At 73.5% G+C, this 22095-nt stretch carries 17 protein-coding genes; 6 read left to right on the top strand and 11 right to left on the bottom strand.

The window, feature by feature from the left end; translation table 11 throughout:
* Positions 1–4336, bottom strand: a 4336-nt coding sequence (locus ACSNOD_RS13150) for an ATP-dependent helicase (RefSeq protein ID WP_436767068.1), incomplete at its 3' end; no start/stop codon positions are given.
* 112 nt (positions 4337–4448) lie between these two features.
* The gene (locus tag ACSNOD_RS13145; RefSeq protein ID WP_436767067.1) at positions 4449–5408 is read right to left on the bottom strand and encodes a hypothetical protein; all 960 of its coding nucleotides are present in this window, start codon (positions 5406–5408) and stop codon (positions 4449–4451) included.
* A gap of 79 nt (positions 5409–5487) precedes the next feature.
* On the opposite strand from ACSNOD_RS13145, the gene ACSNOD_RS13140 reads away from it, so the two are divergent.
* The 4 genes from ACSNOD_RS13140 to recX all read left to right on the top strand — a co-directional run bounded on the left by ACSNOD_RS13140 (position 5488) and on the right by recX (position 9164).
* Positions 5488–5682, top strand: coding sequence for a DUF3046 domain-containing protein (locus ACSNOD_RS13140; protein ID WP_436767066.1), 195 nt, complete (start codon positions 5488–5490; stop codon positions 5680–5682).
* 261 nt (positions 5683–5943) lie between these two features.
* The gene (locus ACSNOD_RS13135) at positions 5944–7089 is read left to right on the top strand and encodes an AI-2E family transporter (RefSeq protein ID WP_436767071.1); all 1146 of its coding nucleotides are present in this window, start codon (positions 5944–5946) and stop codon (positions 7087–7089) included.
* A gap of 233 nt (positions 7090–7322) precedes the next feature.
* Entirely contained in the window at positions 7323–8474 is a 1152-nt protein-coding gene (gene recA, locus ACSNOD_RS13130) for a recombinase RecA (RefSeq protein WP_436767065.1), read from the top strand.
* Between the two features lie 3 nt (positions 8475–8477).
* On the top strand, positions 8478–9164 hold the full coding sequence (gene recX, locus ACSNOD_RS13125) for a recombination regulator RecX (RefSeq protein WP_436767064.1): 687 nt from the start codon (positions 8478–8480) through the stop codon (positions 9162–9164).
* Between the two features lie 25 nt (positions 9165–9189).
* Here recX and ACSNOD_RS13120 read toward each other — a convergent pair whose 3' ends face one another.
* The 8 genes from ACSNOD_RS13120 to ACSNOD_RS13085 all read right to left on the bottom strand — a co-directional run bounded on the left by ACSNOD_RS13120 (position 9190) and on the right by ACSNOD_RS13085 (position 16387).
* Positions 9190–9606, bottom strand: coding sequence for a rhodanese-like domain-containing protein (locus ACSNOD_RS13120; protein ID WP_436767063.1), 417 nt, complete (start codon positions 9604–9606; stop codon positions 9190–9192).
* A complete protein-coding gene (locus tag ACSNOD_RS13115) occupies positions 9603–10208 on the bottom strand; it encodes a cysteine dioxygenase (protein ID WP_436767070.1) in 606 nt (201 codons plus the stop codon). The genes ACSNOD_RS13120 and ACSNOD_RS13115 overlap by 4 nt, the downstream gene beginning before the upstream one ends.
* A 111-nt stretch (positions 10209–10319) precedes the next feature.
* Positions 10320–10406, bottom strand: coding sequence for a putative leader peptide (locus ACSNOD_RS13110; protein WP_436767069.1), 87 nt, complete (start codon positions 10404–10406; stop codon positions 10320–10322).
* 250 nt (positions 10407–10656) lie between these two features.
* Positions 10657–12495 carry an FAD-dependent monooxygenase gene (locus ACSNOD_RS13105; protein WP_436767062.1) on the bottom strand — a complete coding sequence of 613 codons (1839 nt, stop codon included), beginning with the start codon at positions 12493–12495 and terminating at the stop codon, positions 10657–10659.
* Between the two features lie 206 nt (positions 12496–12701).
* On the bottom strand, positions 12702–13643 hold the full coding sequence (locus ACSNOD_RS13100) for an amino acid ABC transporter permease (RefSeq protein ID WP_436767061.1): 942 nt from the start codon (positions 13641–13643) through the stop codon (positions 12702–12704).
* Positions 13644–13728: 85 nt separating this feature from the next.
* On the bottom strand, positions 13729–14376 hold the full coding sequence (locus ACSNOD_RS13095) for an amino acid ABC transporter permease (RefSeq protein WP_436767060.1): 648 nt from the start codon (positions 14374–14376) through the stop codon (positions 13729–13731).
* Positions 14377–14540: 164 nt separating this feature from the next.
* Complete coding sequence (locus tag ACSNOD_RS13090) at positions 14541–15464, bottom strand: glutamate ABC transporter substrate-binding protein (RefSeq protein WP_436767059.1); 924 nt, start codon at positions 15462–15464, stop codon at positions 14541–14543.
* Positions 15465–15610: 146 nt separating this feature from the next.
* Positions 15611–16387, bottom strand: a complete 777-nt coding sequence (locus ACSNOD_RS13085; protein WP_436767058.1) for an amino acid ABC transporter ATP-binding protein — start codon at positions 16385–16387, stop codon at positions 15611–15613.
* Between the two features lie 360 nt (positions 16388–16747).
* Between ACSNOD_RS13085 and ACSNOD_RS13080 the strand changes: the two genes are divergently transcribed.
* The gene (locus tag ACSNOD_RS13080) at positions 16748–17464 is read left to right on the top strand and encodes a response regulator transcription factor (protein WP_436767057.1); all 717 of its coding nucleotides are present in this window, start codon (positions 16748–16750) and stop codon (positions 17462–17464) included.
* Between the two features lie 15 nt (positions 17465–17479).
* The gene (locus ACSNOD_RS13075) at positions 17480–18910 is read left to right on the top strand and encodes a sensor histidine kinase (protein WP_436767056.1); all 1431 of its coding nucleotides are present in this window, start codon (positions 17480–17482) and stop codon (positions 18908–18910) included.
* 103 nt (positions 18911–19013) lie between these two features.
* On the opposite strand, the gene ACSNOD_RS13070 is transcribed toward ACSNOD_RS13075, so the two are convergent.
* Positions 19014–22043 carry an alpha-mannosidase gene (locus ACSNOD_RS13070; protein WP_436767055.1) on the bottom strand — a complete coding sequence of 1010 codons (3030 nt, stop codon included), beginning with the start codon at positions 22041–22043 and terminating at the stop codon, positions 19014–19016.
* Between the last annotated feature and the right edge of the window lie 52 nt (positions 22044–22095).

The raw sequence follows: 22095 nt of genomic DNA, 5'->3' as shown, positions 1-22095 counted from the left end.
GGTCCGGCCCGCCCCGCCCGCCGGCGTACGGCGAAGCCCCGACGGCCGTCGGCTCCCCGGCGGCGTCCCGGTCGCGGGCCGTACTGACGGCACGCAGCCGGTCGACCGCGCCGTCCATGGCGAACTGGGCCGCCCCGAGCCCCTCGACGACATAGCCGCGGCGCGCCTGCCCGGTCTCCTCGAAGGCGGCCAGCACGCGGTACGCGGCCGCGAAGCCGCCCTCGACGCCCTCCGCGGCGACCGCGCCGCGGGTGACCACGCCGTGCCGGTCCAGCAGGGTGCGGGCCAGTGCATGGGCCCGGTGGGTGGTGTCCGGCTCCCGCTCCGGCACCAGGGACCAGCGACCGGCGACCGTCGGTGGCCCGCCGCGCGAGGCGGTGGCACGGGGAGCGGCGCCCGTACGGAGGGCGAGCGAGCCGTAGCGGCCCCGGGGCACGGACCGCTTCGCGCGATGGGCGGTCGCGCCGGCCGTGCGGCCCGAGCCCAGATGGGCCCGGAGCGGGGCGAGGGTGTCATTGGTGAGCAGCCCGGCCCAGGCCAGGTCCCACACCACCTCCGCCAGTCGCGCGTCGGAGCACTCCGGGTGGGCCGCGCGCACCTGATCGGCGACCTGGCGGAAGAACAGGCCGTAGCCACCGGAGAGGGCGTCCAGCACCGCGTGGTGCAGGGGGCTCGTCTCCACCGGGTGCGGCGGAGGCAGCAGCAGGGGCGCGGCGTCGGCGAGGTAGAGCGACACCCAGCCGTCCTTGCCGGGCAGCGCGCCCGCGCCCGCCCAGACCACCTCTCCCGTGGTGGTCAGCTCGTCGAGCAGGGCGGGGGAGTAGTCCCGCACCCGGGACGGCAGGACCAGCTTCTCCAGCGCGGACGCGGGCACCGGCGCGCCCTGCAACTGCTCGACGGCCCGCACCAGCCCGTCGATGCCCCGCAGACCGTGGCTGCCGACGTGCTGCCACTGCGGGAGGAACGAGGCGAGCGCCGGGCCGGGCACGGGCTCCAGCTCCTGGCGGAGCGCGGCCAGCGAACGACGCCGCAGGCGGCGCAGGACTCCCGCGTCGCACCACTCCTGTCCGATGCCCGCCGGGTGGAACTCCCCCTGGACGACGCGGCCCGCGGCGGCGAGCCGCTGGAGCGCCCCCTCGGTGACGGCCACGCCGAGCCCGAAGCGCTCGGCCGCCCGCGCCGAGGTGAACGGCCCGTGCGTACGGGCGTAGCGCGCCAGCAGATCGCCCAGGGGGTCCTTGACGGGTTCGGTGAACGCCTCCGGCACGCCCACCGGGAGGGCGGTGCCCAGGGCGTCGCGGAGCCGGCCGGCGTCCTCGACGGCCGCCCAGTGGTCGGCGCCGGCGATCCGGACCCGGATGGCGCGCCGGGCTCCGGCCAGCTCCTGGGCCCACGACGTCTGGGCGCCGCGCTCGGCGAGTTCCGCGTCGGTGAGGGGGCCGAGCACGCGCAGCGCGTCGGCGAGGCGCTCGCTGTCCTTGATCCCGCGATCCTCCGCCAGCCACTGGAGCTCCCGCTCCAGCTCGGTCAGGACATCGGCGTCGAGGAGCTCGCGCAGCTCCGCCTGGCCCAGCAGCTCGGCCAGCAGCCGGGAGTCCAGGGAGAGGGCGGCGGCGCGCCGTTCGGCGAGCGGGGAGTCGCCCTCGTACAGATACTGCGCCACATAGCCGAAGAGGAGGGAGCGGGCGAAGGGCGACGGCTCGGGGGTGGTGACCTCCACGAGGCGGACCCGGCGGGCCTCGATGTCGCCCATCAGTTCGGTCAGCCCGGGGACGTCGAAGACGTCCTGGAGGCACTCGCGCACCGCCTCCAGCACGATCGGGAACGAGCCGAACTCGCTCGCCACCTGGAGGAGCTGGGCCGCCCGCTGCCGCTGCTGCCACAGCGGGGTGCGCTTGCCGGGGTCCCGGCGCGGCAGCAGCAGGGCGCGGGCGGCGCACTCGCGGAAGCGGGCGGCGAACAGCGCGGAGCCGCCGACCTGCTCGGTCACGAGGCCGTCCACCTCGCCCTTGTCGAAGACGACGTCGGCGGCGCCCACCGGGGACTTCTCGGCGTCGTACTCCGGGCCGCCCGCGGCCGGGGCGGCGGTGTCCGCGTCCAGCAGGTCGAGGCCCATCAGATCGGCGTCCGGCAGGCGCAGCACGATGCCGTCGTCGGCGTGCATCACCTGGGCGTCCATGCCGTACCGCTCGGCCAGCCGGGCGCCCAGCGCCAGCGCCCACGGGGCGTGCACCTGGGCGCCGAAGGGGGAGTGCACCACGACCCGCCAGTCCCCGAGCTCGTCCCGGAAGCGCTCGACGACGATCGTGCGGTCGTCCGGCACGTGCCCGCACGCCCGGCGCTGCTCGTCGAGATAGGCGAGGAGGTTGGCGGCCGCCCAGTCGTCCAGACCGGCCGCCATCAGCCGCAGCCGGGCGTCGTCCGGGGCCAGCGAGCCGATCTCGCGCAGAAAGGCGCCCAGCGCCCGGCCCAGCTCCAGCGGCCGGCCGAGCTGGTCGCCCTTCCAGAACGGCAGCCGCCCCGGCACCCCGGGGGCCGGCGAGACCAGCACCCGGTCCCGGGTGATGTCCTCGATCCGCCAGCTGGTGGTGCCGAGGGTGAACACATCGCCCACCCGCGACTCGTAGACCATCTCCTCGTCGAGCTCGCCGACCCGCCCGCCGCCCTTCTTGGGGTCGGCGCCGGCCAGGAAGACCCCGAACAGGCCGCGGTCCGGGATCGTGCCGCCCGAGGTCACCGCGAGGCGCTGGGCGCCGGGCCGCCCCGTGACCGTTCCGGCCACCCGGTCCCACACCACGCGCGGGCGCAGCTCGGCGAAGGCGTCGGAGGGATATCGGCCCGCCAGCATGTCCAGGACCGCCGTGAACGCCGACTCCGGCAGGGAGGCGAACGGGGCCGCCCGCCGCACCACGGCCAGCAGCTCCTCGACGTCCCAGGTGTCCAGGGCGGTCATCGCGACGATCTGCTGGGCGAGCACGTCCAGCGGGTTGGCGGGCACCCGCAGGGCCTCGATCTCCCCCCTGCGCATCCGCTCGGTGACCACGGCGGCCTGCACCAGATCGCCGCGGTACTTGGGGAAGACCACCCCGGTCGAGACCGCCCCCACCTGGTGGCCGGCGCGGCCCACCCGCTGCAGCCCGGAGGCCACCGACGGCGGCGACTCCACCTGGACCACCAGGTCGACCGCCCCCATGTCGATGCCCAGCTCGAGACTGGAGGTGGCCACCACGGCGGGCAGCCGCCCGGCCTTGAGGTCCTCCTCGACCAGGGCCCGCTGCTCCTTGGAGACCGAGCCGTGGTGGGCCCGGGCCAGCACCGGCGGCGCGCCCCGGCCCGCTCCCGAGCCGCCCATCAGCTCGGCCGGCGCGTGGTCCTCGGGCACGGGCTCGCCGACGGCGCGCTCGTACGCGATCTCGTTGAGCCGGTTGCACAGCCGCTCCGCCAGGCGGCGCGAGTTCGCGAACACGATCGTGGAGCGGTGGGCCTCGACGAGGTCGGCGATGCGCTCCTCCACATGCGGCCAGATCGAGGGCTTCTCGCCCGTCTCCTCGGCCCGGCCGTCGGCCGTCGGGGTGCCGCCCAGCTCGCCGAGGTCCTCGACCGGCACCACCACCGACAGATCGAATTCCTTGCCGGACGGTGGCTGGACGATCGTGGCGGCGCGCTGCGGGGAGAGGTACCGGGCCACCTCCTCCACCGGCCGTACGGTCGCCGACAGTCCGATGCGGCGGGCGGGGCGGGCCAGCAGCCGGTCGAGGCGTTCGAGGGAGAGCGCCAGATGCGCCCCCCGCTTGGTGCCGGCCACGGCGTGCACCTCGTCGAGGATGACCGTCTCCACGCCGGTCAGGGCGTCCCGCGCCGAGGAGGTGAGCATGAGGAACAGCGACTCGGGCGTCGTGATCAGGATGTCGGGCGGCCGGACGGCGATCGAGCGGCGCTCGGCGGCCGGGGTGTCACCGGAGCGGATGCCCACCCGCACCTCGGGCTCGGGCAGCCCGAGCCGCAGGGCCTCGTGGCGGATGCCGGTCAGCGGGCTGCGCAGATTCCGCTCGACATCGACCGCGAGGGCCTTCAGCGGGGAGACGTACAGCACCCGGCAGCGCTTCTTCGCCTCGGCGGGCGGCGGGGCGCTCGCCAGCCGGTCCAGCGCGGCGAGAAAGGCGGCCAGGGTCTTGCCGGACCCGGTCGGGGCCACGACCAGGACGTCCGACCCCTCGGCGATGGCGCGCCAGGCACCTTCCTGGGCGGCGGTGGGCGCGGTGAACGCCCCGGTGAACCACCCGCGGGTGGCCGGTGAGAACGCGTCGAGGGCCGACGCCGACGGCTGGTCCGACATGTTCTCCATCGTGCACCCCGGCACTGACAACGGCCCCGACCAGCGGCGCGGGGGGGCTTCCCGGCCCGGGGTGATGGGCCCCGGGCCGGGCAGCGCCGCTCGCGCGCCCGCCTCAGTCGAGGGGCCGCCCGTGCGCCCGCAGGGTCAGCAGGGCCTCGATGGTGACGATCGGCCGCCATTCGAGGGCCGTGCCGGGCGCCCAGCAGCGCCAGCGGATCGGCCAGCCGCCGTCCTCCTGCTGCCCGGCCGCCAGGAAGTCCAGCGACCGCGCCATTTCCGCGTCGGTGAACCAGTGGCGGGCCAGCGAGTCGGGAGTACGGGCGAAGTCGTGCGGGAAGTGGTGCTCGTCCGGCCCGTAGCCCGGGGGAACCGGATGGTCCGCGGCCCGCTCCGGGTCCAGCACCACGAGGCCCTGGTCCCGTACGAGCCGGCCCAGGCGCCTCGCCGCCGCCTCCGCTCTCGGCCGGTCGGGCGCCCCGTCCAGGAAGGCGACGGCGGCCATGACCTCGTACGGGTGGGACTTCTCGAGGTTTTCGACGACCGACCAGCAGAAGTCGGTGGCGCGGAAGAGCCAGGCGTGCCACACCTCGTTGCGGTGCAGCAGGCCGACCACGGGTCCGGTCGCCAGCAGATCGCTCGGCGGGTTGTCCACGACCGGAATCCAGGGAGCGCTGGGGTAGCCGTGGAGGGCGGGGGTGAGCGCGGGCAGCGCTCCGTCCGGGGTGGACACCTCGGTCAGATAGCGGCACACCCGCTCCACCCGGCGCCCGCCGCAGCGGCCGATGGCGTCCAGGACGCGGAGCGCGTGGGCGGTGTGGAGCGGCTGGCTGACCGGACCGCGCAGGTCCGGCTCCAGGGCGTGACCGTAGCCGCCGTCGGCGGTCAGATACGCGGCGAGGGCGGTCTCGACGGCATCGGCCGCCGCGGTGGCATCGGTGGTGGCGGTGCCCCGGGGCGAGCCGGCGGTCCCGGTGAGGAAGTGGTAGGCGAATCGGCGCTGTTCGAGCACGCGGGCGGTCAGCCAGACGAAGTGCTCGGCTCGGACGAGTGCGTTTGCTCCGGATCGGACCATGGATCGACCGTAAGGCGGATCGCGCCGCCGGTCAGCGCCCGTGACACGGCTGCACCCGCAAGGGCGCGATACTGGTCGTATGCGGTTGACGGTTTTCTGGCAGCGGATGGCGGACCACTTCGGCGACGCCTACGCCGACTCGTTCGCGAGGGACTACGTGATGTCCGAGCTCGGCGGTCGGACCGTCCACCAGGCCCTGGCGGACGGCTGGGACGCCAAGGACGTCTGGCGTGGAGTCTGCGCGGCCGTGGACGTCCCCGCCGACAAGCGCTGAGCGGCTCGCCGGGGCGGCCCGCGGGCGGCTCCGGCCGGGACCGAGGCCAGGGGCGGCCCGCACGGCGGGCTCGTCGTGAGCGACACTTGCGCCGTGGCAGCGACAGATGACCTCACACCGGCCGGAGCCGGCCCGGCGGCGCCCGACGCGGGTGCCCTGACGGCGGAGACCGGCACCGAGACCGACACCGGGACCGCGCCGACGGCGGCGGCGCCGGGGGTGCCCCCGGAACGCCCGGCCCCGGCGCCGGTCACCGGTCGCATGCCCCGGTGGCTGCCCAAGGCCATGCTGCTCGCGTTCGCCCTGTACGCCTGCTTCCAGTTCGCGAGCTGGGCCTTTCACCAGCTCATCGGGCTGCTCGTGAACATCCTGATCGCGTTCTTCCTGGCGCTGGCGATCGAGCCGGCCGTGGACCGCATGTCGGCGCGCGGCGTGCGGCGCGGGCTGGCCACCGTCCTGGTGTTCCTCGGGGTCATCGTCTTCTTCGTGGGCTTCTTCGTGCTGCTGGGCTCGATGCTCGCGGACCAGATCGTGAAGATCGTCGACAACTTTCCGAACTATCTGGACACGGTGATCCACTGGGCCAATGTCACGTTCCACACCAACCTGTCGCGCGTCGAGATCCAGGACAGCCTGCTCAAGTCGGACTGGCTGAAGAAGTACGTCCAGAACAGCGCGAGTGGGGTCCTGGACATCTCCGCCACCGTTCTCGGCGGGCTCTTCCGGGCGCTGACCGTACTGCTCTTCTCGTTCTACTTCGCCGCCGACGGCCCGAGGCTGCGGCGCGCCCTGTGCTCCGTACTGCCGCCGCGCAAGCAGTCCGAAGTGCTGCGGGCCTGGGACATCGCGGTGGCCAAGACCGGCGGCTACATCTACTCGCGCGGCCTGATGGCGCTGATCTCCGGCATCGCGCACTACATCCTGCTGGAGATCCTCGGCGTGCCCTACGCCGCGGCGCTCGCCTGCTGGGTCGGCCTGGTGTCCCAGTTCATACCGACCATCGGCACGTATCTGGCGGGCGCCCTGCCCATGCTGCTCGCCTTCACGGTGAACCCCTGGTACGCGGTGTGGGTCCTGGGCTTCGTCGTGATCTACCAGCAGTTCGAGAACTATGTGCTCCAGCCGCGCATCACGGCCAAGACGGTCGACATCCACCCGGCCGTGGCCTTCGGATCGGTGATCGCGGGCACGGCGCTGCTCGGCGCGGTCGGCGCGCTGATCGCCATCCCGGCGACCGCGACGCTCCAGGCCTTCCTGGGGGCGTACATCCGGCGGTACGACCTCACCGACGACGCCCGCAGGGAGGGTGCCGGAGGCCGGCGGTCCCGGGACCCGGGCCGCTCCCCGCTGGCCCGGGCACGTCAAGCCCTGGTCGGCGACCGCGGGGAGGCGGACACCGGTACCTGACGGGGGTGGCCGCCGGGTCCTGACGGGGGGCGACCGGCGGGCGGTCGCCGAGGGCGGGAGCGCCGCCGCGCCGGGAGAGTCGCCTTGACACCGAATTCGAACATCCATTCAGATGGGTGGCCCGGGCGCCGGCAGTTATCCACAGGCCGGACGGCGTCCAGGGCGCGTTGTCAGTGGCAGGCGTTAGCGTCGTGGACGTGAAGCGATCGACTCAAGCAAACCGGGTGGAACCCATGGCAGGAACCGACCGCGAGAAGGCGCTGGACGCCGCGCTCGCACAGATTGAACGGCAATTCGGCAAGGGCGCCGTCATGCGCCTGGGCGAGCGGCCGAACGAGCCCATCGAGGTCATCCCCACCGGGTCGACCGCTCTGGACGTGGCGCTGGGTGTCGGCGGCCTGCCGCGCGGCCGTGTGGTGGAGGTCTACGGCCCGGAGTCCTCCGGTAAGACGACCCTGACCCTGCACGCCGTGGCGAACGCCCAGCGCGCCGGTGGCACCGTCGCCTTCGTCGACGCCGAGCACGCGCTCGACCCCGAGTACGCCAAGAAGCTCGGCGTGGACATCGACTCGCTGATCCTGTCCCAGCCGGACAACGGCGAGCAGGCCCTCGAGATCACGGACATGCTGATCCGCTCCGGCGCCCTGGACCTCATCGTCATCGACTCCGTCGCCGCCCTGGTGCCGCGCGCGGAGATCGAGGGCGAGATGGGCGACTCCCACGTCGGCCTCCAGGCCCGGCTGATGAGCCAGGCCCTGCGCAAGATCACCGGTGCGCTCAACCAGTCCAAGACCACCGCGATCTTCATCAACCAGCTCCGCGAGAAGGTCGGCGTGATGTTCGGCTCGCCCGAGACCACGACCGGTGGCCGGGCCCTGAAGTTCTACGCCTCCGTGCGCCTGGACATCCGCCGCATCGAGACCCTCAAGGACGGCACCGACGCGGTGGGCAACCGCACCCGCGTCAAGGTCGTGAAGAACAAGGTCGCGCCGCCCTTCAAGCAGGCCGAGTTCGACATCCTCTACGGCCAGGGCATCAGCCGCGAGGGCGGCCTGATCGACATGGGCGTGGACCACGGCTTCATCCGCAAGTCCGGAGCCTGGTACACGTACGAGGGCGACCAGCTCGGCCAGGGCAAGGAGAACGCCCGCAACTTCCTCAAGGACAACCCCGACCTCGCCAACGAGATCGAGAAGAAGATCAAGGAGAAGCTGGGCATCGGCCGCAAGCCGGAGGCGCCGGAGGCGGAGCCCGGCGTGGACGCCGCGGAGACCACGGCCGCCGCCACGGCTGCTGCCGGGGCCACGGCGGCCGGGGCCAAGACGGTGCCCGCCCCCGCGGCCAAGGCGGCGAAGGCGACCAAGGCCGCCGCGGCCAAGAGCTGATCCATGACGCGGCGGACCGACTGGCCGGAGGGCCATGACGGCCACGGCCGGTGGGAACGGGAAGAACGCCCCGAGGGCCGGCGTGGGGGCGCCGGCCGCGGGGCGGCCGAGGACAGCGGTGCCCCTCGTTCGTCGAGGGCCGAGCGAGGGGCGTCGCGCAGCGGGGGCCGGGGGGCGGCCGGGCCACCGGACGCCGAGCAGGCGCGGGCGATCTGTCTGCGCCTGCTCACCGGCACCCCGCGCACCCGTCAGCAGCTCGCGGACGCCCTGCGCCGCCGGGGCACGCCCGAGGACGTCGCGGACGAGGTGCTGTCCCGGTTCGAGGACGTCGGGCTGATCGACGACGCGGCCTTCGCCGGCGCCTGGGTGGAGTCCCGCCACCACGGCCGGGGGCTGGCCCGGCGCGCCCTCGCGCGCGAGCTGCGCGGCAAGGGCGTGGACTCGGCCCTGATCGAGGAGGCCGTGGGGCAGCTCGACCCCGAGCAGGAGCAGCGGATGGCCCGTGAGCTGGTGGACCGCAAGCTGCGGAGCACACGCGGCCTGGACCCGGATCGCAGGCTGCGCCGGCTGGCCGGGATGCTGGCCAGGAAGGGCTACTCCGAGGGGCTGGCCCTGCGGGTGGTGCGCCAGGCCCTCGCCGAGGAGGGCGAGGACCTGGCGGAGCTGGAGTACGGCTGCTCCGACGCGTGACGGGCCGGGGCGGGCGGGGGGCGCGTCAGGGGCGTCGTACGGGCAGGCCCGCCGCGCGCCACGCCTGGAAGCCGCCGTCCAGGTCCGTCGCCCGGCGCAGGCCCAGCCGGCGCAGGGACACGGCGGCCAGGCTGGAGGCGTACCCCTCGTCGCACACCACGATCACCCGGAGATCGTGATCCGTCGCCTCCGGGAGGCGGTGGTCGCACAGCGGGTCGAGCCGCCACTCCAACTCATTGCGCTCGACGATCAGCGCCCCCGGGATCGTGCCATCGCGCTCCCGCAGCGCCGCATAGCGAATGTCGACCAACAGCGCGCCGGCCCGCGCGGCGTCGGCCGCGGCGTGCGGGCCGAGCCGGTCCAGCTCCGACCGGGCCCGCTCCAGCAGCGCGTCGACGCCTGGCCCGGCCGGCGGCCCGCCGCCCGGTGTCTCCTCGCTCATCGCCACTGCTCCGGGCGCTCGATCTCCTCCAGCCGGAGCACCGGCCCACTGCGGCTGTAGCGCCGCATCAGAGGCAGCGGCGGGTAGTAGGCGTGCACCGAGACGGCGTGCAGCTCCTGCGAGGGGTTGATCACCTCGTGGACGTGGTGCGGGCCGAACGACCGCCCCCGGCCGGCGGTCAGCCGGCGCCGCCGGTCGACGCCCTCGGCGAGCTCCAGCGACCGCCAGCCCTCGGTGGGCAGGCGGACGGCGAGCGAGTGCTCCATGAGTTCACCGGCGGCCGTGGCGAACGCGCCGTGCGAGCCGCCGTGATCGTGCCAGCCGGTGCCGGTGCCCGGTGGCCAGCCGATCAACCAGGCCTCGCTGCCGGCGGGCCCGTCGAGCCGGGCCCAGGTGCGCCCCTCCGGGTCGAGCGGCAGGGCCGCGACCAGCTCCCGGTCGGCGGCGACCCGGCGGGCGAAGTCGAGGAGTTCCGCCGCGCTCGGCGCGAGCGGCGGGGCCGACGGTGGCGATACGGGCGCGGGTCCCGGCGGCGGTACGGGTGCGGGCGCCGATGGGGGAGCGGCGAAGGAACGCGGGGTGCGCGGCGCGGCGGGGACCACGGTGGACGCGGCGGCCGCGGTGGATGACGATGCGGTGGATGACACGAGACCGTCCTGGATGATCGCGGAGGTCGCGCGGCCAGGCTCCTGGCGGCGCGGGGAGAAGACGCGTCAACAGAACGGACGACAGACGCAGCCCGCGTACCGGAGCAGGTCCACATGGACCCTCCGCCACAGAAGCACAGCGCTGTCGGTCATCTTCCGGAGTAGACCACGCGCCTCACGGGCCCGCAAGAGGCGTCCACCATGCGGTCCGAACCGCACGTCGACGTCGTACGCGTACGGGCTCCGTCCGGAGCGCGGCGGGGCCCCGGCGGCAGAACGGCCGGAACTGGGCGGCGCGTTGGGCGCGCCGCCGAGCCGCGCGGAGCCTCGGCGCGGGCGTCCGCGCGACCGCGTGGAACGGTGACCGCGACTCCACGCGACAGACGCGTCCTGCCCGCGTCGCTCAGCGGCGCGCCGACTCCCGCCCCGAGCGCCCCGCGGCCTGGCGGCCGATGCCGCGCCCCGCCGTCGCCCGGCCGGCCTCCTGCCCCGCCCCTGGTGCCTCGCCCTCGGACCCGGGGCCGGTCCGGCCCCTGGCCGCGCGAGCGTCCCTGTCCGTGCCCGCCTTCCCGTCCTCTGCCGTACCGGCATCCGACGGCTCGTCCGCCGGGCCGGCCGCCGCCGACTGTGCGGCCCCTGCCGACTGCCCGGCCGCCGCCGACTGCCCGCCACCTGCCGACCGCTCGGCACCCGGCGGGAGCGCCGCGCCCCCGCGCACCGTGTCCGCCCCGGCGTACAGTTCGGCGGGCCGCACCCCGGACCAGGCCGCGGCGAGGTGGCCGTCGGGCCGCACCAGCAGCACGGTGTGCGCCGCCGCCCCCGGGTAAGCCTCGGCGACCAGGAGCTCGGCCCTTACCGGCAGCGCGCCGACCGCGGCCGACAACCGCGGCATCAGCCCCGCCCTCAGCCAGTGCCTGCGGTCCCAGACCGCCGTGCCGGGGGCGATCAGCACCACCAGCACATCGCCGCCGAGCCGGTCCCGCAGCCGGGCCGCCGTCCCGTCCGGCGCGGTCACCGGCACATCGGCGACCGGCGCCCCGGGCTCCGTCGCCACGACCGCCGCGCCCGTCGAGGGCGGCGGCGTCAGCGACGAACGGCCGTACACCGGGGGCGCGCCCAAGGGGCCGAGCCCCAGGTGCCCGTCGGTGAGCAGCGCGTCGTGGCCGCGCGCGGCGCCCGGCAGCGAGCGCCGTACGGCGGGCCAGGCGCCCTCTCCGCGCAGCGGCGGCAGGGCCTGGTCCGCTGCCCGCAACCGGGCTCCTATGGCCGCCCGGCGCTCGCTCTGATAGCTGTCCAGCAGGGCCTCCGAGGCGCCCTGGTGCCAGGCGAGGGCGAGTTTCCAGGTGAGGTTGTCCACGTCGCGCAGCCCCTCGTCCACTCCCTGGGTGCCCAGCGCGCCCAGCAGATGGGCGGCGTCACCGGCGAGGAACGCCCGGCCGACCCGCCAGCGGCGCGCCAGTCGGTGATGGACGGTGTGCACACCGGTGTCCAGCAGCTCGTACGGCGGCACCTGGCCGCACCAGACGGTGAGGCTGTCCCTGATCCGCTCGATCAGGGCGTCGGGGGTGACCAGTTCGCCGCGCGGGGGCAGCAGCCAGTCGAGTCGCCAGGCGCTCCCCGGCAGCGGGCGGGCCGTCACCTCGCCCCCGCGCGGGGGCGAGCGGTGCAGCACCGCCTCGCCGGGCCAGGGCAGTTCGGCGCGCAGCGCCGCGACGGCGTACCGTTCGACGGCCGTGCGGCCGGGGAAGCGCACCCCGAGCAGCTTGCGCACGGTCGAGCGGGCCCCGTCGCACCCGATCAGATAGCTGCCCCGCCACCAACTGCCGTTGCGCCCGCGGGTGTGGACGGTGACGCCCCGGTCGTCCTGTTCCAGCAGGTCCAGCCGGCCGCCGTGGACGACGCGTACATCGCCCCCGGCCGCGGCGAGCGCGGCCCGCAGCCGCCCGGTGAGGACGTGCTGGGGCAGATGCGACGGGGCCTCGTCGAACTCCACGCGCCGCAGCGTCTGGCGCCTCCGGACGGTCCGCCACGCGCTCCACCGGCAGCCGGCCTCGGCGAGGCCGGGCGCGAGCCGGTCGACCAGGGCGGCCGTGTCCGGCCGCAGAACAGTGGTGCGGGCCGGCCGGGCGTCGTCCTGTCCGCCGCCCTCGTCGAGGAGGACCACCGGAACGCCCCGGCGGGTGAGGGCCAGCGCGGCGGTCAGACCGACCGGGCCCGCCCCGACGACGATCACCGGGTCCACGGCGCGGCCTCGTCGGTCCGGTGGTACGGAGCGGAGCTGGCGGTGGCAGGCCGGTGCACGATCACACAACGTATGCAACCTATTGCGGGTGCGTGCGTCAAGCGGAGGGGCAGTGGCTCGCCACTGCCCCCCGACACACCATCGGATGGTCCGCCATCCGTACGGTCCGACCGCCCGCCGTACTGTCGAACGGGTCGAACGAACCGTCAGTCCCGCCTCTTGCCCGCCTCTTTCGTGGTGGTGTCCGTACCGGTGGTGACATGGGTCGGGCCATGGGTGGTGCCGTGGTCGTCGAGGACCCCCGGGGCCTCCACCGGCTCGGCCGCCGCGGCCACCGCGATGCCCGTCTTGGCCCGCCGGCCCCGCTTCTCGATCCAGGTGGCGAGCGAGGAGAGCGCCAGACACATCGCCACGTAGATCGCACCGATCACGATGATCACGGGCACATACGGGTAGGTGCCGTTGACCAGCGTGTTGCCGGCGATCAGCCGTGCGGTCTGGAGGAGCTCGGGGTAGACGATGATGTAGCCGAGCGAGGTGTCCTTGAGGGTCACCACGAGCTGGCTGATGATCGTCGGCAGCATGGAGCGAACGGCCTGCGGAATGAGGACCGTCGTCATCACCTGGGTCTTGCTCATGCCCAGGGCGTACGCCGCCTCGCTCTGCCCCTTGGGCACCGCGTTGATGCCCGCGCGCAGCACCTCGGCCTGCACCGAGCCGTTGTAGAGGGTCAACCCGATGGCCAGGGCCCACATGGGCTCCTTGGTCAGAAAGCCCGCCCAGACGGCGTAAATGGTGATCAGCAGCGGGACGGCGCGGAAGATCTCGATGAATCCGGTCGCCACCCAGCGCACCGGCTTGTGGTCGGACAGCCGCGCCACGGCGAGCAGTACTCCGAGCACCAGCGACAGTACTGCGGCGATCGCGAACGCCTTGAGCGTGGCGATCACACCGTCGAGGATGTTCTGCCGGATGCCCGAGTAGTTGAAGATGTCCCACATCGCGCCGTCGAGCTGGCCCTTGTCGGCGAGCCGCAGCACCACGGTGAGGATCAGCGCGAGCACACCGATGCTGCCGACGACGGCGTAGATCCGGTTGCGCAGCCGGGCCTTGGGCCCGGGCGCGTCGTAGAGAACGCTGGCGCTCATCCTCGTCCCTCGCTTCGCCCCTCGGCCTCGCGTATGCGCGGCAGGCACCGGGTGGTGGTTCGTACGGTTCGTTCGCCGAGATCGCTCACCGCGCGACCTCCAGTCGGCGCTCCAGCAGCCGGAAGAGGCCGCTGATGGAGAAGGTGACGACCAAGTAGGCGATGGCCACCCAGATGAAGATCGGGACGATGTCGTAGCCCTGGTCGCTCAACAGCTTCTGCACGCCGAAGAGTTCGACGTTGCTGAAGGCGCCCGCGATCGCGGAGTTCTTGGTCAGTGCGATGAAGATGCTGCTCATCGGGGGGATCACGGTCCGGGTGGCCTGCGGCAGGATGATCATGCGCAGGGTCTGGAAGAACGTCATCCCGATGCTGCGCGCGGCCTCCGCCTGGCCCAGCGGCACCGTGTTGATGCCCGAGCGGATCGCCTCGCAGACGAAGGCCGAGGTGTAGAAGCCGAGGGCCGCGATGGCGAGCGTGAACGCGCTCAGGCCGGGGAAGAGCACCTGGGGCACGACGAAGGTCGCCACCAGGAACAGCAGGGTCAGCGGGGTGTTGCGCAGCAGCGTCACCCAGGCCGCCCCGAAGTAGCGCAGCGGTGGCACGGGGGAGACCCGGCAGCCGGCTATCAGCACACCGAGGATCAGGGCGATCGCCGCACTGGCCGCGGTCAGCGACACGGTTCCCAGGAAACCGTCGCGGAACTCCGGCAAATGGTCGAGCAGTACGTTCATGGGGTCTCCGCGTCAGCGGGCGGGCAAGGGGAACCGCGCCCCGTACGCGTCCGGGCGGGCGTACGGGGCGGTTCGGTCGGCGATCGACGAACAGGCTGCCGGCGCAGCCTCGGGCAGTACGGGTCGAGGCGGCGCGGCCTCGGGCAGTACGGGTCGAGGGCGCGTCAGTACCGCTCGATGGCCGGCGGCTCCTGGTACGGGGCGCCGGACAGGCCGAGGGTGGCGGCGTAGATCTTCTGGTAGGTGCCGTCCTTGATGCGCGTCTCCAGGGCCTTGTTCAGCGCCTCGCGCAGCTCCTTGTCGTCCTTGTTGAGGCCGACTCCGTACGGCTCCTGGGTGAACGGCTTGCCGACCACCTTCAGGTTCTTCTTGTTCTGCGCGGCGTAGCCCTTGAGGATCGCGTCGTCGGTGGTGACGGCGTCGACCTGCTTGTCGATCAGCTGCTTGACGCAGTCCGAGTACTTGGCGAGCTCCACGACCTCGGCCCCGTACTCCGGCTTCTTGATCTCCTTCAGCGGCGTCGAGCCGACGATGGAGCAGACCTTCTTGCCCTTGACCGAGTCCTTGCCGTTGATGTCCTTCTCGTCGATCCGGACCAGCAGGTCCGCGCCCGCCTTGTAGTACGGGCCCGCGAAGCCGACCTGCTGCTTGCGGTTGTCGTTGATGGTGTAGGTGCCGACGTACATGTCGACCTGGCCCTTGGAGATCGCGGTCTCCCGGACCCCAGAGTCCACCGTCTTCCACTCGATCTGGCTGTCGGAGAAGCCCAGGTCGGCGGCGAGCATCTTGGCGATCTCGATGTCGAAGCCGGAGCGCTTCTTGGTGGCCTGGTCCTCGAAGCCGAGGAACGGCTGGTCCGCCTTCGAGCCGATGACGAGCTTCCCGCGCTGCTGAGCGGCCTTGAGCGTGGGGGAGTCCAGCTTGACGTCCTTGGCGACCGTGTACGTGGGCAGCGGGGGCGCGTCCGCGCCTCCCGGCTGGGTGGCCGGCTTGTCGCCCGCCGAGCCCTCCTTGCCGCCACAGGCGGTGGCGGTGGCGGTGAGCGCCAGTGCGGCGACGGCCAGCGCGGCCGTCCTACGGAGCTTCATGGTGAACTTCCTTTGCGTCGTCAGGCGTTGGCACTCATCAGGCGGGTGGCGCTGATCGGGCTCGGTGCCGGCGTGGCCCCGGCGGCGGTGGTGCGGGTGCGCGCTCCCCGCGGTGCGGCTCGCGCGCGGTTCGTCCCGGCGTGCGGTCAGTGGTGAAGGATCTTCGACAGGAAGTCCTTCGCCCGGTCGCTGCGCGGGTTGCTGAAGAACTGCTCGGGGCGGGCCTCCTCGACGATCCGCCCGTCGGCCATGAAGACGACCCGGTTGGCGGCGGACCGCGCGAAGCCCATCTCGTGCGTGACGACGATCATCGTCATGCCGTCCCGGGCGAGCTGCTGCATGACCTCCAGCACCTCGTTGATCATCTCCGGGTCGAGGGCCGAGGTGGGCTCGTCGAAGAGCATCACCTTCGGGTCCATGGCCAGCGCGCGGGCGATGGCCACCCGCTGCTGCTGCCCGCCGGACAGCTGGGCGGGGTACTTGTCCGCCTGGGTGCCGACGCCCACCCGGTCGAGCAGGGCGCGGGCCTTCTGCTCGGCCGCCTTCTTGTCCGTGCGCCGGACCTTGGTCTGGCCCAGCATCACGTTCTCCAGCACGGTCTTGTGCGCGAAGAGATTGAAGGACTGGAAGACCATGCCCACATCGGCGCGCAGCCGGGCGAGCTCCCGGCCCTCTTGGGGCAGGGGCTTGCCGTCGATCGTGATCGAACCGGAGTCGATGGTCTCCAGCCGGTTGATCGTGCGGCACAGCGTCGACTTCCCGGACCCCGAGGGCCCGATGACGACCACGACCTCGCCGCGGGCGATGGTCAGGTCGATGTCCTGGAGCACATGCAGCGCGCCGAAATGCTTGTTGACGTTCTCCAGCACGACCAGCGGGTCGGCCGCCTGAGCGGTGTCCTTGGTCACCGATACGTCGGTCATCGGCTTCTTGCTCCGTCCTCCTCGGTTGGGAGGACATTAATGACCCTCGCCGACAAGCGTCATTACATCTGAGCGGAAATTGAGCATAACGATACGGCCACCGGCCCGCCACGGAGGGTGAGGGTCTCAGTACGGCCGGAGGCGTCCTCGCGCACCGGTGTAACGCCTCTCGGTGACCGATTCCTTACCGGCTCCATAACGGATGCCCCCGCACCGGCGGACAGCTCTTGACGTGCACGGTCGGTATCGGGCTGGATGCCCTGTGACGCGGGATGACCGTACGGAAGCGGGCGAGGGCGCACGCGACAGTACGGACAGGCGCACGACCGTACGGACACCGAGGACGGGGAGGGAGGCGGAATGAGACTGCTGCTGGTCGAGGACGACGACCACGTCGCGGCCGCGCTCTCCGCCGTGCTCGCCCGCCACGGCTTCGCGGTGGTCCACGCCCGCAGCGGCGAGGAGGCGCTCCAGGCGCTGCTGCCCGACGACGGGGCCCCGCCCTTCGGCGTCGTCCTGCTGGACCTGGGCCTGCCGGACCAGGACGGCTTCGAGGTCTGCGGCAAGATCCGCAAGCGCACCACCACCCCCGTGATCATGGTGACGGCCCGCTCGGACGTGCGGTCCCGGATCCACGGCCTCAACCTCGGCGCCGACGACTACGTGGTCAAGCCGTACGACACGGGCGAACTGCTGGCCCGCATCCACGCCGTCAGCCGCCGCACCCCACCGCTCGCCGAGGGCGGCACGGAGGAGCCGGCCGGCGGCCCGCGCGGCGCGGAACCGCTGCGCCTGGGCTCGGTCCTCATCGAACTGCCCACCCGGCGCGTGTCGGTGGACGGCGCGGCCGTGCCGCTCACCCGCAAGGAGTTCGACCTGTTGGCGCTCCTCGCCCAGCGGCCGGGCGTCGTCTTCCGCCGGGAGCAGATCATCAGCGAGGTGTGGCGGACCAGCTGGGAGGGGACCGGGCGCACCCTGGAGGTGCACATCGCCTCGCTCCGCGCCAAGCTGCGGATGCCCGCGCTCATAGAAACGGTGCGCGGCGTGGGCTACCGCCTCGTCGCCCCCGCGGCCTGAGACCACGGCGGTCGCGTGCGCACCCGACTCCTCCCGCTCCTCATCGTTCTCATGGCGGGCGTGCTGCTCGCCCTCGGCTTCCCGCTCGCCGCCAGCCTGGCCGCCGCCGAACAGCAGCACGTGGTCATCGACCGGATCGACGACACGGCCCGCTTCGCCTCCCTGGCGCAGTTCGTGACCGCCGCGCCCGTCGACCCCCGGGCGGCGGCCGAGGACGAGCGGCTGACCACCCTCCGCTCGGAACTGGACCGCTACCACGACCTGTACGGCATCCGGGCCGGCGTCTTCTACCGCGACCGCGACGCCATGGCGGCGGCCCCGCGCGACTGGCCGGTGCCCGGCGAGGGACACGGGGACCAGGCGTTCCGGGAGGCCCTCGCCGGCCGCCGCAGCCACGATCCGCCGCAGGTCTGGCCCTGGCAGGAGGGCCGGCTCGTCGTCGCCTCACCCGTGATCCGCGACGGCGACGTGATCGCGGTCGTGGTCACCGACTCGCCCACCGGGCAGATGCGTTCGCGCACCCTCAGGGGCTGGCTGCTGATCGCCGCCGGCGAGGCCGCCGCCATGCTGCTCGCCGTGGGCGCGGCCGTACGGCTGACGGGCTGGGTGCTCAAGCCCGTACGGATTCTGGACGCGGCCACCCATGACATCGCGACCGGGCGGATGACCTCCCGGGTTGCGGCCTCCGGCGGGCCACCGGAGCTGCGGCGGCTCGCACGGTCGTTCAACGAGATGGCCGACAACGTCGAGGAAGTCCTCGAACAGCAGCGCGCCTTCGTCGCGGACGCCTCCCACCAGTTGCGCAACCCCCTCGCGGCGCTGCTGCTGCGCATCGAACTGCTGGCCCTGGAACTGCCCGAGGGCCATGAGGAGATCGCCTCGGTCCGTACGGAGGGCAAGCGGCTCGCCCGGGTCCTCGACGACCTGCTGGACCTGGCCCTCGCCGAGCACGCCGGAGCGGACGTCCAGCTCACGGACATCGCCTCGCTGGCGGCCGAGCGGGTCGACGCCTGGCGCCCGGTGGCCGACGACAAGGGCGTCGCCCTGTTCTACGCCGGGCCCGGCGGCGCCACGGGCTGGGCGGACCCCATCGCCCTCTCCAGCGCGCTCGACGCCGTGGTCGACAACGCCCTCAAGTTCACCCCCGGCGGGGAGGAGGTCCGGGTCTCCGTCTCCGCCCGGGGGGAGACCGTACGGATCGTCGTCGCCGACCACGGCCCCGGCCTCACCGAGGAGGAGATGAGCCGGGTCGGCGACCGCTTCTGGCGCAGCGGCCGGCACCAGAACGTCTCCGGCTCCGGCCTGGGGCTGTCCATCTCGCGGGCGCTGCTGACCGCGGGCGGCGCCACGATCTCCTACGCCCCCAACGAGCCCCACGGCCTGCGGGTGACCATCACGGTGCCCCGCACGGCCCCGGCCGCCGTGGAGGGCCGCACGGCCCCCTGAGACGGCCCTGAAGCAGTCCTGAAGCGGCGTGTGCGGCGGCCCTGTGGCCGGGCCGGTCGCCGGTCACCGCCCCGCCGGCCTCACCGCCCCCGCCGGCCGCCGGTCACCGGCCGCGCGCCAGGCGCAGCGTCAGGATCTGGAACGGCCGCAGCTCCACGGCCACCTCGCCCGCCGCCGACACCTCGTACGACGGCGCGTCCTCCAGCGGGCGCTCCAGCAGGTCCGTGGCGACCGCCGACACCACCGGGAACCCGGCCGAGAGCGTCGCCCGCGCCCGGCCCCCGGCCGCCTCGTACAGCCGCAGCACCACATCGCCGCCGCGGTCCTCGGCGAGCTTGACGGCCTCGATCACCACCCGGTCGTCGTCCACCGTCACCAGCGGCTCGACCGGCCGGGCGCCGGTCACCCACCGCTCCGGGAGGTTGATCGCGTGCCCCTCGCGGACGGCGTCCAGGACGGTGGCGCCCGGCACCAGGCCGCAGCGCAGCCGATGGCCGCCCTGATCCGTCTCCGGGTCCGGATAGCGCGGCGCGCGCAGCAGCGACAGCCGTACGGTGGTGGTCTGGCCGCCGTCGGCCCGGATGTCCCGGGTGACGTCGTGGCCGTAGGTCGAGTCGTTGACGACCGCCGCGCCCCAGCCGGGCTCCGCCACCCGCAGCCAGCGGTGCGCGCAGATCTCGAACTTCGCGGCGTCCCACGAGGTGTTGGTGTGCGCGGGGCGCTCCACGTGTCCGAACTGGGTCTCGGCGGCGGACCGGTCGGCCTTCACGTCCAGCGGGAAGGCCAGCTTGAGGATGGTCTCCGTCTCGTGCCAGTCCACCTCCGTCTCCAGATCGAGCACGGCCGCCCCGGCCCGCAGCCCGTACCGCTGCACCACGGAGGAGGCGCCGAAGGAGCGGCAGACACGGACCACGGCCCGCTCGCGGCCCGCCTCGGCGAGCTCCATGTCGTCCACCGTCACGATGTTTGTGACGTTGTGGCGATAGAACTCGTCGAGGTCCCAGGCGTCCCACATGGTGGGGAAGTCGGGGTGGATCTGGAGCAGCCCGGCGGCCGAACCGGGCGCCACCGCCTCCCGGCCGGCGGCCAGGTCGTACACCGAGACCGCCAGGCCCCGCCCGTCCACCTCCACCCGCAGCAGCCCGTTCTCCAGCACGTAACCACCGCCGTCCCGGTCGGCGACCCTTACCGGCTCGGCCGGAGGCGCCGGGTCCACCACCGCGCCCCCCGCCGGCACGCCGCGGCGCGCGTACGGCGCTCCGTTGAAGACCACGCTGTGCTCACCCTCGCCCGCCAGCGCCCGCTGCGCGGTGGAGATCAGCGCCTCCAGCTCCTCGCGGACCCGGGCGTAGGTCTCCCGCGCCTCGCGGTGCACCCAGGCGATCGAGGAGCCCGGCAGGATGTCGTGGAACTGGTGGAGCAGCACCGTCTTCCACAGCCGCGCCAGCTCCTCGTACGGATAGCCGTAGCCCGGGACCCGTACGGCGGCCGTCGTCGCCCACAGCTCCGCCTCGCGCAGCAGCGACTCGCCGCGCCGGTTGCCCTGCTTGGTCTTCGCCTGGGAGGTGTACGTGCCGCGATGCAGCTCCAGATAGAGCTCGCCCGCCCACACGGGCGCGTCCGGGTACTCGGCGTGCGCCGCCTCGAAGAACGCCGACGGCTTCTCGACCACGACGCGCGGCGAGCCCTCCAGGTCCTTCAGCCGGTCCGCCCGCGCCAGCATCTCCCGGGTCGGGCCGCCGCCCCCGTCGCCCCAGCCGAACGGGGCGAGGGAGCGGGTGCCGCGCCCCTTCTCCCGGTAGTTGCGGGCGGCGTGGGCCAGCTGCTCGCCGCCCAGGTCGGAGTTGTAGGTGTCGATGGGCGGGAAGTGGGTGAAGATCCGCGTGCCGTCGATGCCCTCCCACCAGAACGTGTGGTGCGGGAACGCGTTGGTGCGGCTCCAGCAGATCTTCTGGGTCAGGAACCAGCGCGACCCGGACAGCTTCACGATCTGGGGCAGCGCGGCGGTGTAGCCGAACGAGTCCGGCAGCCACACCTCCTCCGTCTCGATGCCGAACTCCTCCAGGAAGAACGTCTTGCCGTACAGGAACTGCCGCACCATGGCCTCGCCGCCGACCATGTTGGTGTCGGACTCCACCCACATGCCGCCCACCGGGACGAACCGCCCCTCGGCCACCTTCTTCTTGACCTTGGCGTACACCTCCGGCCGGTGCTCCTTGAGCCAGGCGAGCTGCTGGGCCTGGGACATCGCGAACACGAACTCGGGATGCCCGTCCATCAGCTCGACCACGTTGGCGGCCGTACGGGCCACCTTGCGCACCGTCTCCCGCAGCGGCCACAGCCACGCGGAGTCGATGTGCGCGTGGCCGACGGCGCTGACGCGGTGCGCCGAGGCCCTCGCCGGCGCGGAGAGGGCCGGCGCGAGCCGCTCCCGGGCGCGGGCCGCGGAACCGGCCACATCCGCCAGGTCGAGGGCGTCCAGGCACCGCTCCGCCGCCCTCAGCAGCTCCCAGCGGCGCGCGTCGCTCTCGGGGAGCTGGCGCATCAGCGCGTCCAGCACCTCCAGGTCCTGGGCCAGTTCCCACACCTCGGTCTCGAAGACGGCCAGGTCCATCCGGGCGAGGCGGTACAGCGGGCGGTCGCTCGCCGTCAGCCGGTCGCCCTCGTGGGTGGGGGCGTGCTGGACCAGAACCGGGTTGGCCGCGGCCTCGACATGCAGCAGCACCTCCTCGCCGCCGGAGGCGCGATCGGCGATCCGCACCCAGGTGTTGCGCGGGTTGAGCCCCTTCACCGCCTCGCCGTCCGGGCGGTAGACGAGCCCCTCGCACTGGAAGCCGGTCAGGTGCCGGTCGAAACCGAGGTCCAGTACTGCTTCGACCACGCGACCGGACCAGCCGTGCGGGACCCGCCCGGTGACCCGGAACCAGGTGGTGCCCCAGGCCGGGCCCCAGGAGTCGCCGACCCGAGCCGGCCGGTAGTCGGCGGCGAGCCCCTCGGGGACCGGCACCGGTTCGCCCGGCGCGTCCCAGCGCTCGACGGACAGGGGCACGCTGTCGCCGTACACGGCGGGGTGGACGCGCTCGGTGAGAACCCGGCGCAGACGGTCTTCGACGATGCTGCGGTCGTCATGCATGGCGGCGGCTCCATGGGTCCGGGGTGGGCGGTCGGGGGGCCCGAGGCCGGTC

Source organism: Streptomyces sp. URMC 123 (genome assembly GCF_051386515.1).
Lineage (GTDB): Bacteria > Actinomycetota > Actinomycetes > Streptomycetales > Streptomycetaceae > Streptomyces.
Note: the sequence above shows the minus strand (reverse complement) of the source record. Positions and strands in the feature narration are given on the sequence as shown.

What these genes read in the sequence shown, in the direction of transcription:
- ACSNOD_RS13145 (WP_436767067.1), bottom strand. Translation starts at nt 5,408, where the DNA reads ATGGTCCGATCCGGAGCAAACGCACTCGTCCGAGCCGAGCACTTCGTC.
- ACSNOD_RS13140 (WP_436767066.1), top strand. Translation starts at nt 5,488, where the DNA reads ATGCGGTTGACGGTTTTCTGGCAGCGGATGGCGGACCACTTCGGCGAC.
- ACSNOD_RS13135 (WP_436767071.1), top strand. Translation starts at nt 5,944, where the DNA reads ATGCCCCGGTGGCTGCCCAAGGCCATGCTGCTCGCGTTCGCCCTGTAC.
- recA (WP_436767065.1), top strand. Translation starts at nt 7,323, where the DNA reads ATGGCAGGAACCGACCGCGAGAAGGCGCTGGACGCCGCGCTCGCACAG.
- recX (WP_436767064.1), top strand. Translation starts at nt 8,478, where the DNA reads ATGACGCGGCGGACCGACTGGCCGGAGGGCCATGACGGCCACGGCCGG.
- ACSNOD_RS13120 (WP_436767063.1), bottom strand. Translation starts at nt 9,606, where the DNA reads ATGAGCGAGGAGACACCGGGCGGCGGGCCGCCGGCCGGGCCAGGCGTC.
- ACSNOD_RS13110 (WP_436767069.1), bottom strand. Translation starts at nt 10,406, where the DNA reads ATGACCGACAGCGCTGTGCTTCTGTGGCGGAGGGTCCATGTGGACCTG.
- ACSNOD_RS13100 (WP_436767061.1), bottom strand. Translation starts at nt 13,643, where the DNA reads ATGAGCGCCAGCGTTCTCTACGACGCGCCCGGGCCCAAGGCCCGGCTG.
- ACSNOD_RS13095 (WP_436767060.1), bottom strand. Translation starts at nt 14,376, where the DNA reads ATGAACGTACTGCTCGACCATTTGCCGGAGTTCCGCGACGGTTTCCTG.
- ACSNOD_RS13090 (WP_436767059.1), bottom strand. Translation starts at nt 15,464, where the DNA reads ATGAAGCTCCGTAGGACGGCCGCGCTGGCCGTCGCCGCACTGGCGCTC.
- ACSNOD_RS13085 (WP_436767058.1), bottom strand. Translation starts at nt 16,387, where the DNA reads ATGACCGACGTATCGGTGACCAAGGACACCGCTCAGGCGGCCGACCCG.
- ACSNOD_RS13080 (WP_436767057.1), top strand. Translation starts at nt 16,748, where the DNA reads ATGAGACTGCTGCTGGTCGAGGACGACGACCACGTCGCGGCCGCGCTC.
- ACSNOD_RS13070 (WP_436767055.1), bottom strand. Translation starts at nt 22,043, where the DNA reads ATGCATGACGACCGCAGCATCGTCGAAGACCGTCTGCGCCGGGTTCTC.